This is a genomic window from Streptomyces sp. NRRL F-5755, from assembly GCF_001279365.1.
Classification (GTDB): domain Bacteria; phylum Actinomycetota; class Actinomycetes; order Streptomycetales; family Streptomycetaceae; genus Streptomyces; species Streptomyces rimosus.
This window is the reverse complement of record NZ_LGCW01000137.1, coordinates 12,865-26,889: the sequence shown is the minus strand read 5'-3', so window position 1 is coordinate 26,889 and position 14,025 is coordinate 12,865. Positions and strand designations below refer to the sequence as shown.

The window sequence follows — 14,025 nt, the reverse complement described above, 5'->3', positions numbered from 1 at the left end:
GCAAGGACAATCCAGTGGGTGCCTTCGTGACCACCGGAATAAAGAGACAGCAGTCGGGCTCTGGCCGGTTCATCGGCCAGAGCCCGGTGCGCGAATCCAGCGCTGTTCAGTTCCAGCGGGTGCAGTAGACCTTGTTGTTTCCGTAGTACCCGCAGGCCCGCACCGAGTATCCCGGGCCGTCGTTCTGCAGCTTGTTGTTCGCAATCGCGGCGGTGTCACCGGGGTTGAGAGTGAAACGCCGCTTCTGGACCAATCCCTTCCAGGTCTTCCCGCCGTTACGGGATACATCCATCCAAAGCGCCCCCTCGCTGTCGCTGTCGTTCGCCGTCATGCTGGCCATCGTCCAGTCATGGCCGTCGCCACACCGGTAAACGAGCAGCTTCACCGTGGCGTGACCGCCGTAGGTCTTCGCGGTCAGCGTCTTGCGGTGACTGCAGCTGCCCTTGGAATACGCGGACGCCGAGGCCGGCATCGCACCGAGGGCGATTATCGACGCCACCGCGATCAACAGCAGGCGCTTGAGGTTCCTCATGAAAAGCCACTCCTGAAACTTTCTCCGCCAGCGAGAAACTGACGACATGGACGTCCGACCGGGGCCGCATTCAACGACTCCGGTGGAATCACCGGCGCTCATGATCGTTTCAGTTCGTTCAGACCTCAGCAAGTCAGCCGATGAGTGCCCTTTTACAGCACCGAAGTGACAGCACACCGCAACATGTGAACCACCGGCTGCGCACCTGGCCGGTAACGCGGTGCAACACCTCACCGACGTTTACTTTCGCAGCGTGGCGGGCTTCAATGGAGCCACATATCCGCTGACCGCGCGAGCAGGGGGACCTGTGGGGCCTGAGACAGGCGGCTCTGACGTGGCGAGCGATGGAGACCTCCTCGCACGCCACGTGGCCGGCGACCCCGACGCCTTCGGCGAGCTGGTCCGGCGACACCGCGACCGGCTCTGGGCGGTGGCCCTCCGTACCCTCGGCGACCGGGAAGAGGCCGCGGACGCCGTCCAGGACGCGCTCGTCTCCGCCTACCGCGCCGCCCACACCTTCCGCGGCCAGTCGGCCGTCACGACCTGGCTGCACCGCATCACGGTCAACGCCTGTCTGGACCGGGCCCGCAAGGCGGCCTCCCGGCGTACGTCCCCGGTAGCCGAGACGGAGCAGCTGGAGCAGCTGCTGGAGCCGCACGAGTCCGCCGCCGTACCGGCCGAGCGGCAGGATCTGCACCGGGAGCTGCTCCGTGCGCTGCGCACGCTGCCCGAGGAACAACGTGCTGCCCTGGTCCTCGTTGACATGCAGGGATACCCGGTGGCCGAGGCGGCCGCGATCCTCGACGTGCCCACCGGGACGGTGAAAAGCCGCTGTGCGCGGGGCCGGGCACGCTTGCTGCCGATGCTCACCCATCTGCGTTCGGAAGAAGGGGATAGCAGACCCGTCAGCCGGGGAAGGAACCGGGCGCAGGGGACATCCGTCCCAGAGGCGGCAGGACCGAAGGACACAGATGCCGTGAAGGGCGGAGGTGGGCGCTCGTGACTTCGACGACCGACACGGACGAGCACCCGGAGGTCTCCGAGATCTCCGCGCTCACGGACGGTCTGCTGTCACCGTCCCGCACCGCTGATCTACGCGATCACCTGGCGTGCTGTGAGCTGTGCGAGGACGTACTCGCCTCCCTGGAGGAGATCCGGGGACTGCTCGGTACGCTCCCCGGGCCGGCTCGTATGCCGACCGATGTGGCGGAACGCATCGATGCGGCGCTGGCGGCCGAGGCGCTACTCGACTCGACCGCACCGGACCAGGACTCCGTTGTTTCACGTGAAACGCCCGAGGTTACGGTCGCCGCCGTTTCACGTGAAACCGAAACAGCACCGGCCGCGTCTCCTTCCGGGCCTGTCACCCGGCCGTCCGGACACCCCCGGGCCGCTACCGGTCCGGGCCGCCAGGCGCCTGGAGCCCGCTCCCGGAACCGTCGCTGGCCGAGGGCGCTGCTCGGCGCCGCTGCCGCCGCGGCGGTCCTCAGTGTGGGCGGAGTCATCATCCAGAACATCGGGTCCGGCGGCGGGCAGGGCGATGCACAGAAGCAGCACGCCGAAACGGCGAAGCAGGGCGCCGGTGCCGCCTCTGTCCTGACGTCCGCCACCCTGGAGACACGCGTCCACGACCTCCTCACCACCTCGGGCGGCAAGAAGACTCCGGACGTCGGCACGCAGAGTTCCCCCGATTCCGCGCTGCGCGGCGCGACGGACACCGTGCCCTCCTGCGTCCAGCGGGGCACCGGACGGACCGAGGCCCCCTTGGCCTCCACCCGCAGCTCTTACGAAGGCCAGGACGCGTACCTTGTCGTTCTGCCGCACCCCACCGATCCCAGCCGCGTCTCCGCCTATGTCATCGCGTCCTCCTGCGTCTCCGCGTCCCCGCCGGCACCGGGGAAGGTGCTGCTGACCCACTCGTACCGGCGAGACTGAGCCGACGGCGAGGGCGCCGGGGCACCACGGGAATGCCTGCCCCGTAGGATCCGTTGGGTGGGGTGAGAGTTCACCGAGAGCCCCAGCAAGCAGTCGGCAGAGACAAGGAAGACACCCGTGAGCGACGTCCGCAACGTGATCATCATCGGCTCCGGGCCCGCGGGCTACACCGCCGCGCTCTACACCGCCCGTGCCTCCCTGAAGCCGCTGGTTTTCGAGGGCGCCGTCACCGCCGGTGGCGCGCTGATGAACACCACCGAGGTGGAGAACTTCCCCGGGTTCCGCGACGGCATCATGGGCCCCGACCTGATGGACAACATGCGCGCCCAGGCCGAGCGCTTCGGCGCCGAGCTGGTGCCGGACGACGTGGTCGCGGTCGACCTGACCGGGGAGATCAAGACCGTCACCGACACCGCCGGCACCGTGCACCGCGCCAAGGCCGTGATCGTCACCACCGGCTCGCAGCACCGCAAGCTGGGCCTGCCCCGCGAGGACGAGCTGTCCGGCCGCGGTGTCTCCTGGTGCGCCACCTGCGACGGGTTCTTCTTCAAGGACCAGGACATCGCCGTGGTCGGCGGCGGCGACACCGCGATGGAGGAGGCCACCTTCCTCTCCCGCTTCGCCAAGTCGGTCACGATCATCCACCGCCGTGACACGCTGCGCGCGAGCAAGGCGATGCAGGAGCGGGCCTTCGCCGACCCGAAGATCAGCTTCGTCTGGGACAGCGAGGTCGCCGAGATCCACGGCGAGAACAAGCTCTCCGGCCTGACGCTGCGCAACCTGAAGTCCGGCGAGACCTCGGAGCTCCCGGTGACCGGCCTGTTCATCGCGATCGGCCACGACCCGCGCACCGAGCTGTTCAAGGGCCAGCTGGAGCTGGACGACGAGGGGTACCTCCAGGTGGAGTCCCCCAGCACCCGGACGAACCTCACGGGCGTCTTCGCCGCCGGCGACGTCGTGGACCACACCTACCGGCAGGCGATCACCGCGGCCGGCACCGGGTGCTCCGCGGCCCTGGACGCCGAGCGGCACCTCGCCGCCCTCTCGGACAGCGACGACGTGCCGGAGCCGGAGAAGACCGCTTCCGCCTGACCCCGCCCCGACGCCCCAACCCCACCCAGTAAGGAGATTGCCATGGCCGGTGCCACGGTGACCGTGACGGACGCCAACTTCGAAGAGGTCGTCCTCAAGAGCGACAAGCCCGTTCTCGTCGACTTCTGGGCCACCTGGTGCGGCCCGTGCCGCCAGATCGCCCCGTCGCTGGAGGCCATCGCCGCCGAGCACGACGAGATCGTCATCGCCAAGCTGAACACCGACGAGAACCCGACCACCACCGCCAAGTACGGCGTCATGTCGATCCCGACGATGAACGTCTACCAGGGCGGCGAGGTCGTGAAGACCATCGTCGGCGCCAAGCCGAAGGCCATGCTGGAGCGCGAGCTGGGCGACTTCCTCGCCTGACCGCATCCCGCGTGCCACGCGAACGGGCCCACCCCTTCGGGGGTCGGGCCCGTTCGCGTGGTGCGGGTGGCCCTCACAGCGGGCGCAGGGCGGGCTCCTTCTGCACCGCGCCCAAGAGGCGGTCGAGGGCCAGTTCCACGTCTTCCTTCCAGGAGATCGTGGTGCGCAGCTCCAGTCGCAGGCGCGGGAAGCGGGGGTGCGGTCGTACCGTCTTGAAGCCGACGGCCAGGAGGTGGTCGGCGGGGAGCACGCACGCGGGCTCCTCCCACCGGGCATCGCCGAACGCCTCAAGCGCCTTGAAGCCGCGGCGGATCAGGTCCTTCGCCACCGTCTGCACCATCACGCGGCCCAGGCCCTGCCCCTGGTAGCCGGGCGTCAGCCAGCCCGTCAGGAGCTGTACGGCGTCGGGGGAGACGGGGCTCGTGGGGAAGGCCGTGGAGCGCGGCACGTACGCGGGAGGGGCGTACAGCACGAAGCCGACCGGGACGTCGTCGACATAGACGACGCGTCCGCAGGAGCCCCATTCGAGGAGGACGGCCGAGATCCATGCCTCCTTCTCCAGCTCGGGGCGGCCCGCTCTTACCGCGGCTTCCCCGCTGACGGGGTCCAGCTCCCAGAAGACGCACGAGCGGCAGCGCTTGGGGAGATCCGGAAGGTTGTCCAGCGTGAGCGGTACGAGCCGACGGCCCATGAAGACAGGTCCTCACTTCCCTCGCCCGCCGCACCGCGCGATGCCGTCCGCAGCTCCCGCTCCGTGAGCAGGCCACCGACGAAACCGCCGACTGCTCCGAGGCCGAAGCCCGCTGCCACCAGTCCGGTGCGGCTCACCGTTCGCATGGCTTACTCCTCGTTGTGGGGGTTTCCCCGTGGATGTGCGCCATACCCGATCGCATCGTATCCACGGTCCGCGTACGCGGGTACCGCCACACAGCAAAGGGCGGGCCGTGTTCCGCAATCCGCTCGGAACACGGCCCGCCCTCGGGGGCCGGACGGCTCGGGTCAGTCAGTCCTCGTCGCCGTTCTCCTCGTCGAGGCTCTTGTCGAGCACCCGACCCTCACCGGGGGCGAGGGTGCCGAGGATGCGCTCCAGGTCGTCTATCGAGGCGAACTCGACGACGATCTTGCCTTTCTTCTGTCCCAGGTCGACCTTCACCCGGGTCTCGAAGCGGTCGGAGAGCCGGGAGGCGAGGTCGCTCAGGGCGGGGGACACCCGGGTGCCGGCCCGCGGCTTCTTCGCCTTGGAACCGCCGGCGGGCTTGGCGCCCATGAGCGTCACGATCTCCTCGACCGCGCGCACCGACAGCCCCTCGGCCACGATGCGGTGCGCCAGCCGGTCCTGCTCCTCCGCGTCCTCCACGGAGAGCAGGGCGCGGGCGTGCCCCGCGGAGAGCACCCCGGCGGCGACCCGACGCTGTACGGACGGCGAGAGCTTCAGCAGCCGCAGAGTGTTGGATACCTGCGGACGCGACCGGCCGATGCGGTCGGCCAGCTCGTCGTGGGTGCACTTGAAGTCGCGCAGCAGCTGGTCGTAGGCGGCGGCTTCTTCGAGAGGGTTGAGCTGTGCCCGGTGGAGGTTCTCCAGCAGCGCATCCAGCAGCAGCTTCTCGTCGTCGGTCGCGCGGACAATGGCCGGGATCTTCTCCAGGCCGGCCTCGCGGCAGGCCCGCCAGCGGCGCTCGCCCATGATGAGCTCGTACCGCTGGGGTCCGGTCTGCCGGACGACCACCGGCTGGAGGAGGCCGACTTCCTGGATGGAGGTGACCAGTTCGGCGAGGGCGTCCTCGTCGAAGACCTCACGTGGCTGCCGCGGGTTGGGCGTGATCGCGTCGAGGGGCAGTTCGGCGAAGTGCGCGCCGGCGACCTCCTGCGCCCCGTCCGTGGTGGCTTCCTCCTCCTGCGGCTCATCCGTTTCACGTGAAACGGCCTTCGCCGCGATCGAGGTGACCTTCGCCGCCGCCACGCCCCGGTCCGCTGTCAGGACCGGCACCGCGGACGGCGATGTCGTGCCCCGGCTCACCGCGGGAGCGGCGTTGTCCGCGGCTTGCGGTGCCGCGGGGATCAGCGCACCGAGCCCACGGCCTAGTCCCCTGTTCCGTCGTTGGCTCACTGGTTCCCCTCCGACATGCTGTGCTGTGGTTCGTAGTTCACGTTGAGGCCCTGCATCCCGGTGCCGGTCCCGGCCACCCCGCGCAGGGCGATCTCCCGGGCCGCCTCCAGGTAGGAGAGCGAGCCGCTGGAGCCCGGGTCGTAGGTGAGGACCGTCTGTCCGTAGCTGGGCGCCTCGGAGATGCGTACCGAGCGGGGGATGCTGGTGCGCAGCACCTCATTGCCGAAGTGGTTGCGCACCTCGTCCGCGACCTGGGAGGCCAGCCGGGTCCGGCCGTCGTACATGGTGAGCAGGATCGTCGACACATGGAGCTTGGGGTTGAGGTGCCCGCGCACCAGGTCGACGTTGCGCAGCAGCTGGCCGAGCCCTTCCAGCGCGTAGTACTCGCACTGGATGGGGATCAGCACCTCGGCACCGGCCACCAGGGCATTGACGGTCAGCAGGCCGAGCGAGGGCGGGCAGTCGATGAGGATGTAGTCCAGCGGCTGTTCGTACGCCTTGATGGCCCGGTCCAGCCGGCTTTCACGGGCCACCAGCGAGACCAGTTCGATCTCGGCGCCGGCCAGGTCGATCGTGGCGGGCGCACAGAACAGGCCCTCCACGTCGGGTACGGGCACCACGACGTCGGACAGCGGCTTGCTCTCCACCAGTACGTCGTAGATCGATGGGACTTCGGCGTGGTGGTCGATGCCGAGGGCCGTGGAGGCGTTGCCCTGCGGGTCGAGGTCGATGACCAGGACGCGGGCGCCGTGCAAGGCAAGGGAGGCGGCGAGGTTGACCGTGGTGGTGGTCTTGCCGACCCCGCCCTTCTGGTTGGCGACCACCATGACCCGGGTTTCCTCGGGCCGGGGCAGTGGTTCTCCCGTTCGGCCAAGCGTCTGTACCGCCAGCTGAGCTGCACGACCGATCGGGGTGTCGTCCATCGGGGACGGCGTTTCACGTGAAACGTCATCCCCGAGCGACTCGCTACGGGGACCGGGGACCGGATCGGTCATCGGTCCCGCGATGTTGGCGTCGGACCGCAAGGATTCACTCTCCTCGACATCAGGCTCGCAGTGCTCAGAGCCTGCCATGCTTTCGGTGTCGTGAACCAGTGAGGTCCGCTCTCCTGTGGATGAACCCGCTTCTGTGGATACTTCCGTGACCTGTGTGGGTCTGCGGTTACGCGGCTCGGCAGCTGCGCGACCACGGCTGATGATTCCATGCAGCAGAGAACGACGTTTCACGTGAAACACGATGACAGCGCCGCGTCCGTTTTGTACGCGACACTCCGCTTTATGTCGTTTTGTTAGTTTCCCCGGGCTATCCGTCGTACCCCCGGGACTCGCTCAGCGCCGCCGCCCCCTCGACGCCCGGCTGGGCCGGGCCGCCTTGGCGCGCTTGGCCGCGAAGCGCACACCGCCCGGGCTCTCGCCGACCTCCACCCGCACCACGGTCGACATCGGGTCCACGATCCCCTCACCGACCTGGACCACCGAGGTTTCCACGACACCGAGCTTGCCCAGTGCGGCGCGGGCGCCCTTCAGCTCCTCCTCGGCGGTGTCGCCCTTGAGCGCGAGCATCTCGCCGTACGGGCGCAGCAGCGGGACGCCCCATCCCGCCAGCCGGTCGAGCGGCGCCACGGCTCGCGCGGTCACCACATGGACCTGCGGAAGCTTGCCCATGACCTCCTCGGCGCGGCCGCGTACCACCGTCACGTGGTCCAGCCCCAGCAGCTCGACGACCTCCAGGAGGAAGTTCGTCCGGCGCAGCAGCGGCTCCAGCAGCGTGATCTTCAGGTCCGGGCGCACCAGGGCCAGCGGAATGCCCGGCAGTCCCGCACCCGAGCCCACGTCGCATACGGTGACGCCCTCGGGCACCACCTCGGAGAGCACCGCGCAGTTCAGCAGGTGCCGCTCCCACAGTCGCGGCACTTCACGCGGTCCGATCAGTCCTCTGCGTACGCCCGCGTCGGCGAGCAGTTCCCCGTAGCGCACGGCCTCCGGGAACCGCTCACCGAACACCTCGCGCGCCACATCCGGCGCCGGTGGGAGCTCCGCTGCTGCGTCCGTCACGGGAACCGCCTTCCTCTGGACTGTTATCAGGCTGACAAGACATGGCCCCGCCTGCGAGTACAGACGGGGCCGGATAGATCAAGGGCTGTTCGGGGCTCGGGCCGTCAGGCCGGGAGAACCACCACACAGCGCTGGGGCTCCTCGCCCTCGGACTCGCTGCGCAGCCCGGCCGCCGCGACGGCGTCGTGCACGACCTTGCGCTCGAAGGGCGTCATCGGCTTCAGCTTGACCGGCTCACCGGTGCCCTTGGCCTCCTCCGCCGCCTTCGCGCCCAGCTCCGCGAGCTCCTCGCGCTTGCGGGCCCGGAAGCCCGCGATGTCCAGCATCAGACGGCTGCGGTCACCGGTCTCGCGGTGCACCGCGAGACGGGTCAGCTCCTGCAGCGCCTCCAGCACCTCGCCGTCCCGGCCGACCAGCTTCTGCAGGTCGCGGCTGGTCGAGTCGCTGATGATCGACACGGCGGCGCGGTCGGCCTCGACGTCCATGTCGATGTCGCCGTCGAGGTCGGCGATGTCCAGCAGGCCCTCAAGGTAATCGGCCGCGATCTCACCCTCCTGCTCCAGGCGGGTCAGGGTGTCGGTGCCCTCGGCGGCCGGGGTCGTGTCCGTCACGGAAGGACTCCTTCTTACTTCTTGGACGGGTGCTTGGGCCGCTGCTGGCCCTTGCGCTGTCCGGACTTGGCGTTACGGGAGCCGGAGGCGGAGGAACCGCCCTTCGGCTTGCTGTCCTGCGGTGCCTTCTTCTCCAGGGACTGCTTCTTCGAAGCGTCCGCGTCGGAGGCACCGGAAGCGCTGGAGCCGGCCCCCGCGCGGGTACGCCGGGGCTGCTGGCCGCCACCCGCCGGCCTGCCGCCGGCCTGCTTGCCGGTGGTGGGCTGGGTCTGGCGCTGGGACTTGCTCTGCCGCTTGGGCTGCTGCCGGTTCTGGCGCGCCTCCTCGGCGGCCTTCCTGGCCTCGACCTCGGCCGGGTCCTCCTTGAGCTTGCCCTTGGCCCGCAGCCGCTCCTGGCGCTCCTGGAACGCCTTGCTGCCCGGGGTCGGGTTGCGGCGGATGACGAACATCTGCTGGCCCATGGTCCACACGTTGGTGGTCAGCCAGTACAGGAGGACACCGACGGGGAAGCCGGGGAAGCCGATACCGAAGACGGCGAACATGACCGGGAAGACGTACATCAGCATCTTCTGCTGCTGCATGAACGGCGTCTTGACCGTCAGGTCGACGTTCTTGGTCATCAGCTGGCGCTGCGTGTAGAACTGCGAGGCCGACATCAGCACGATCATGATGACGGTAACCACGCGCACGTCGGTGACCGAGGCGCCCAGCGACTGGATCTTCTCCGGCGTGTCCAGGAACTTCGCGGCCAGCGGGGCACCGAAGATGTGCGCCTTCTGGGCGCTCTCCAGCAGCGACTGGTTGATGACGCCGACCGTCTGGTTGTTCGCGATGTGGCTGAGGACCTGGTACAGCGAGATGAAGAAGGGCGACTGCGCCAGGATCGGCAGGCAACTGGAGAGCGGGTTGGTGCCCGTCTCCTTGTACAGCTTCATCATCTCTTCGGACTGACGCTGCTTGTCGCTCTTGTAGCGCTCCTGGATCGCCTTCATCTTCGGCTGGAGCGCCTGCATGTTCCGCGTCGACTTGATCTGCTTCACGAAGAGCGGGATCAGGCAGATACGGATCAGTACCACCAGCGAGACGATGGACAGACCCCACGCCGCGCCACTGTTCTCGTCGAAGATGAGGCTGTAGAACGAGTGGAACTGGACGATGATCCAGGAAACTGCGTAATAGAGAGGACTGAGGATCGTGTCCACGAATCAGGCTCCTTGGGCGGTGGGCTGAGTCTCAGGCTGTGCGGCAGGCTCAGGGACGGTGGACCCGCCCAGGCGGCTTCTCAGCCGCCGATGCCAGACCGGACGCTTCCGGGGTGGTACGTGGTCGACGCCACCTGGCGACCACGGGTTGCAACGCAGGATGCGCCAAGCCGTCAGCGCGGTCCCTTTCACGGCGCCGTGCCGGTCGATGGCCGTATAGCCATAGTGGGAGCACGACGGGTAGTACCGGCAGACCGGCCCCAGCAAGGGGCTGATGGTCCACTGATACAGCTTGATCAGCAGCAGCAGCGGGTACTTCATCGCGGCACCCTCCCCTGACCTTCGGTTGGGGGATCTCCACCCAGCAGCCGCTGCAGCGCGGTGTCCAGGTCGCGGGCCAGCTGGTCGTGACCCGCATCACCCGCACCGGGCAGCGCCCGTACGACAACCAGGCTACCGGCGGGCAGCCGGTCCAGCCGGTCGCGCACCAGGTGGCGCAGCCGCCGCTTGACCTGGTTGCGGACGACGGCACCGCCGACGGCCTTGCTCACGACGAAACCCGCACGCGCCGGGGGAGGGCTCTCCCCCGCTGCGTGCGGGTCCGTTGCACCGCTGCGTAGGTGGACGACGAGGAGCGGGCGCCCGGCCCTGCGTCCCCGGCGTACCGCGGTCGCAAAGTCCTCGCGCCGCCTCAGCCGATGCTCGGTAGGCAGCACGTCATGGACCTAGCTCAGGGCTCAGGCCGACAGGCGGGCGCGACCCTTGCCACGGCGGGACGCGAGGATCGCGCGGCCGGCACGGGTGCGCATACGCAGGCGGAAGCCGTGGGTCTTCGCGCGACGGCGGTTGTTCGGCTGGAAGGTGCGCTTGCTCACTCGGGGGCTCCAGAGATGCTTGGTGTCTCCGGGGAGACAGGTGTGGGGCGTCGACTGGCTGTCACCGTGCGCCCACGAGTAGCTCGCAACGCCCGAGTGCACCGCTACTTCGATCACTAGAGCGCGATCTTTGCCCATCGGAGGCAGGCGGCAGCAGCCATCGACAACTCGACCTGGTTACGGTACGCGCGGCGGCGTCATCCGGTCAAACCGGCCCTCGGTCGGGACACACTGTGCACAGCCTGTGGACAACAACTTGAATCACCACGGTCGCCCTGACTACCGTGGGTCAACTCCGATTCCTTCCCGCCCGTCCTGAGAATCACACATTCGTGGGACCTGTGAGAGAGCGTGCTCTGTGGCTGACGTACCTGCCGATCTTGCCGCAGTGTGGCCACGCGTACTTGATCACCTCCTGCGGGCGGAGAGCGACAGCCTCAAGCCGAAGGACCAGGACTGGCTGAAGCGGACCCAGCCGTTGGCGCTGGTGGCCGACACGGCCCTGCTGGCGGTGCCCAACGAGTTCGCCAAGGGCGTGCTGGAGGGCCGGCTCGCGCCGCTCATCGGTGAGGCGCTGAGCCACCAGTGCGGCCGCCCGATCCGGATCGCGATCACCGTCGACGACTCCGCCGAGGAGCCGCAGCCCCAGCAGCCGATGCCCTCGGCCCCGCCGCCGTCCCCTGTACAGCAGCAGCGGCACCAGTCCCAGCAGCAGCCGGGGCAGCAGCACGACGCGTACGGCGGCTACGACGGCCGGCAGAGCGACGGCTACGACAACCGGCAGAGCTACGGGCACCAGGACGACGACCTGCCGCACGTGCGCCCCGCGTATCCGGAATACCAGCAGCAGCACCAGCAGCCCCGGCACGATCCCGGCGCCTGGCCGCAGCAGCACTCCGGGATGGGCGGCCAGGGCGGCCCCGGCCCCCGTGAGGACTACGGGTGGCAGCAGCAGCGGCTCGGCGGTTTCCCCGAGCGCGACCCTTACGCCACGCCGCCCCCCGCACACGTACAGCAGCAGCACTCCCAGCGGTCACAGGGTGACTACCGTTCGTCGGCGCCCGAGCACGGCGGCGCGCCGCAGCACCAGCACTCCGAGGGCCACTCCCCGTACGACCAGCAGCCGCCGCAGCGTCGTGACCTGGCCGAGCACCAGCCGCCGGCGCACATCCAGAACCCCGGACCGGGCGGGATGACAGCGCCCAGCGGCGCCCCCGGCCCGCTCGCCGCGCAGCCCGCACCCGCGACCGGGCCCGGCGAGCCGACCGCGCGCCTGAACCCGAAGTACCTCTTCGACACCTTCGTCATCGGCGCTTCGAACCGCTTCGCGCACGCCGCCGCGGTGGCCGTGGCCGAGGCGCCGGCCAAGGCGTACAACCCGCTGTTCATCTACGGCGAGTCCGGCCTCGGCAAGACGCACCTGCTGCACGCCATCGGGCACTATGCGCGCAGCCTCTACCCGGGCACCCGGGTGCGGTACGTCAGCTCGGAGGAGTTCACCAACGAGTTCATCAACTCCATCCGCGACGGCAAGGCGGACGCGTTCCGCAAGCGCTACCGCGACATGGACATCCTGCTCGTCGACGACATCCAGTTCCTGGCCAGCAAGGAGTCGACGCAGGAGGAGTTCTTCCACACGTTCAACACGCTGCACAACGCGAACAAGCAGATCGTGCTGTCCTCGGACCGGCCGCCCAAGCAACTGGTGACCCTGGAGGACCGGCTGCGCAACCGCTTCGAGTGGGGTCTGATCACCGACGTCCAGCCGCCCGAGCTGGAGACCCGGATCGCGATCCTGCGCAAGAAGGCCGTGCAGGAGCAGCTCAACGCGCCGCCCGAGGTACTGGAGTTCATCGCCTCGCGGATCTCGCGCAACATCCGCGAGCTGGAGGGGGCGCTGATCCGCGTCACCGCCTTCGCGTCCCTCAACCGCCAGCCCGTGGACCTGGGCCTGACGGAGATCGTCCTGAAGGACCTGATCCCCGGGGGCGAGGACGCGGCGCCCGAGATCACCGCGACCGCCATCATGGCCGCGACCGCCGACTACTTCGGGCTGACCGTGGACGATCTGTGCGGATCCTCGCGCAGTCGCGTCCTGGTGACGGCCCGGCAGATCGCGATGTACCTGTGCCGTGAGCTGACGGACCTGTCGCTGCCGAAGATCGGCGCGCAGTTCGGCGGGCGCGACCACACGACGGTGATGCACGCGGACCGCAAGATCCGGGCGCTGATGGCCGAACGGCGCTCCATCTACAACCAGGTGACGGAGTTGACCAACCGCATCAAGAACGGCTGACGCGGCCCCGACGAGGGGCCGCCGGAGCTTCGAGGGCGCCCCGGGACGTACGCACTCCCGGGGCGCCCTTCGTTGTTCGTACGGCGGGCCGCTCGCCCGTGGGTGCGGGGAGCCGGCGCCGTACGGAGGAGTTCTCGCCGTACGAGGGGCGCCGACCGCGCGCAGAGGCGCCCACAGCCGCCGTACGACCGCCCCGAAGCCCCCTCAAAACCGTCCCCGAGCGGCGCTCCGACCGGCCGCAGACCACGCCGCGCCCCCGCCCACCACCATCCCAACCCTGTGGAAGGCCCCGCCTCTGTTCGATTCCGTGTCAGGTCACGGCCGTGCTCCACAGATTGGCCAAGAATCTTCCGTCCACACGCTGGGGACTGGGAAGTTATCCCTGTGAAGTCCACAGGAGGGCTGGCTGCGGAAGTATCTGCCCAGGTCAGCGCCGTGTGGATTTGTGGCTAACACTCATCCACAGGGTGTGGACAGAAGATCGTTCCACAGCGGGCGGGTCGCGTTGTCCACGGGCCGCCCACAGGTGCGCCGCCCTTGTCCCCAAGTTCTCCACACCCCTGTCCACTGTTCGGCAAGGTGACACCCGGGCTCACCGGGGCGAGTGAAAGGCATCACACCAAGGTGCCGGATTGGGCTGTGGGGAACCTGGGTAAAGCTGGGGACAGGACTGGGGAGAAGTAGGGGTCCCCTGTGCATCGGGTGTGTATGAAGGACGCCGGTCCACAGATGAGGCCGGTTGTCCACGGCTGCCGCCCACAGGTCCGGTGGACAAAGAAACCGCGTTGACCTGCACAGATTCAGTTGTCCACGGTTTCCACAGGCCCTACTACTACGACCACAGATAGCTACCGGTGAACTCGTTTCGAATCGGGTGCTGTGCACAACTTGGGGATCGGTCGTCCGACGCGTCTCGACCCGACTTGACCCCGAGCAGCAACGGCTGTCGGTG

Annotated in this window: 15 protein-coding genes; 5 read left to right on the top strand and 10 right to left on the bottom strand. The window is 68.7% G+C overall.

The window, feature by feature from the left end; genetic code table 11:
- Positions 1-106 precede the first annotated feature (106 nt).
- Positions 107-532, bottom strand: a complete 426-nt coding sequence (locus tag ADK86_RS15060; protein ID WP_053697050.1) for a hypothetical protein — start codon at positions 530-532, stop codon at positions 107-109.
- A 307-nt stretch (positions 533-839) separates the two neighbouring features.
- Here ADK86_RS15060 and sigM point away from each other — a divergent pair, with 307 nt between their 5' ends.
- From sigM to trxA, 4 genes are all read left to right on the top strand, one after another.
- Complete coding sequence (gene sigM, locus ADK86_RS15055) at positions 840-1,535, top strand: RNA polymerase sigma factor SigM (RefSeq protein WP_053697049.1); 696 nt, start codon at positions 840-842, stop codon at positions 1,533-1,535.
- Positions 1,532-2,467 (top strand): anti-sigma factor family protein, encoded by a 936-nt coding sequence (locus ADK86_RS15050; protein ID WP_053697048.1) that lies wholly within the window; start codon positions 1,532-1,534, stop codon positions 2,465-2,467. Before sigM ends, ADK86_RS15050 begins: the two co-directional genes overlap by 4 nt.
- A 117-nt stretch (positions 2,468-2,584) precedes the next feature.
- A complete protein-coding gene (gene trxB / locus ADK86_RS15045; RefSeq protein ID WP_030373495.1) occupies positions 2,585-3,559 on the top strand; it encodes a thioredoxin-disulfide reductase in 975 nt (324 codons plus the stop codon).
- 42 nt (positions 3,560-3,601) lie between these two features.
- Positions 3,602-3,928: a thioredoxin gene (trxA, locus tag ADK86_RS15040; RefSeq protein ID WP_030017069.1), complete on the top strand. Its 327-nt coding sequence runs from the start codon at positions 3,602-3,604 to the stop codon at positions 3,926-3,928.
- Between the two features lie 73 nt (positions 3,929-4,001).
- On the opposite strand, the gene ADK86_RS15035 is transcribed toward trxA, so the two are convergent.
- From ADK86_RS15035 to rpmH, 9 genes are all read right to left on the bottom strand, one after another.
- Entirely contained in the window at positions 4,002-4,619 is a 618-nt protein-coding gene (locus ADK86_RS15035) for a GNAT family N-acetyltransferase (RefSeq protein ID WP_003978871.1), read from the bottom strand.
- Positions 4,620-4,931: 312 nt separating this feature from the next.
- On the bottom strand, positions 4,932-6,035 hold the full coding sequence (locus tag ADK86_RS15030; RefSeq protein WP_053697047.1) for a ParB/RepB/Spo0J family partition protein: 1,104 nt from the start codon (positions 6,033-6,035) through the stop codon (positions 4,932-4,934).
- Positions 6,032-7,108 carry an AAA family ATPase gene (locus ADK86_RS15025; protein ID WP_078952053.1) on the bottom strand — a complete coding sequence of 359 codons (1,077 nt, stop codon included), beginning with the start codon at positions 7,106-7,108 and terminating at the stop codon, positions 6,032-6,034. Before ADK86_RS15025 ends, ADK86_RS15030 begins: the two co-directional genes overlap by 4 nt.
- 255 nt (positions 7,109-7,363) lie before the next feature.
- Complete coding sequence (gene rsmG / locus ADK86_RS15020) at positions 7,364-8,089, bottom strand: 16S rRNA (guanine(527)-N(7))-methyltransferase RsmG (protein WP_030598865.1); 726 nt, start codon at positions 8,087-8,089, stop codon at positions 7,364-7,366.
- Between the two features lie 104 nt (positions 8,090-8,193).
- Positions 8,194-8,700: a protein jag gene (locus tag ADK86_RS15015; protein WP_003978867.1), complete on the bottom strand. Its 507-nt coding sequence runs from the start codon at positions 8,698-8,700 to the stop codon at positions 8,194-8,196.
- Between the two features lie 14 nt (positions 8,701-8,714).
- Positions 8,715-9,902, bottom strand: coding sequence for a membrane protein insertase YidC (gene yidC / locus ADK86_RS15010; protein WP_053697045.1), 1,188 nt, complete (start codon positions 9,900-9,902; stop codon positions 8,715-8,717).
- A gap of 3 nt (positions 9,903-9,905) precedes the next feature.
- Positions 9,906-10,223 (bottom strand): membrane protein insertion efficiency factor YidD, encoded by a 318-nt coding sequence (gene yidD / locus ADK86_RS40835; protein WP_003978865.1) that lies wholly within the window; start codon positions 10,221-10,223, stop codon positions 9,906-9,908.
- Positions 10,220-10,618, bottom strand: coding sequence for a ribonuclease P protein component (gene rnpA / locus ADK86_RS15005; protein WP_030598868.1), 399 nt, complete (start codon positions 10,616-10,618; stop codon positions 10,220-10,222). Before rnpA ends, yidD begins: the two co-directional genes overlap by 4 nt.
- Before the next feature lie 21 nt (positions 10,619-10,639).
- Entirely contained in the window at positions 10,640-10,777 is a 138-nt protein-coding gene (gene rpmH / locus ADK86_RS15000; protein WP_003949374.1) for a 50S ribosomal protein L34, read from the bottom strand.
- A 358-nt stretch (positions 10,778-11,135) separates the two neighbouring features.
- Between rpmH and dnaA the strand changes: the two genes are divergently transcribed.
- Positions 11,136-13,073: a chromosomal replication initiator protein DnaA gene (dnaA, locus tag ADK86_RS14995; protein ID WP_078952052.1), complete on the top strand. Its 1,938-nt coding sequence runs from the start codon at positions 11,136-11,138 to the stop codon at positions 13,071-13,073.
- The last annotated feature ends 952 nt before the right edge of the window (positions 13,074-14,025 follow it).

Bases quoted from the DNA above. Each gene is read 5' to 3' on its own strand.
- trxA (WP_030017069.1), top strand. From the start codon at position 3,602: ATGGCCGGTGCCACGGTGACCGTGACGGACGCCAACTTCGAAGAGGTC.
- ADK86_RS15060 (WP_053697050.1), bottom strand. From the start codon at position 532: ATGAGGAACCTCAAGCGCCTGCTGTTGATCGCGGTGGCGTCGATAATC.
- yidD (WP_003978865.1), bottom strand. From the start codon at position 10,223: ATGAAGTACCCGCTGCTGCTGCTGATCAAGCTGTATCAGTGGACCATC.
- ADK86_RS15025 (WP_078952053.1), bottom strand. From the start codon at position 7,108: ATGGCAGGCTCTGAGCACTGCGAGCCTGATGTCGAGGAGAGTGAATCC.
- ADK86_RS15035 (WP_003978871.1), bottom strand. From the start codon at position 4,619: ATGGGCCGTCGGCTCGTACCGCTCACGCTGGACAACCTTCCGGATCTC.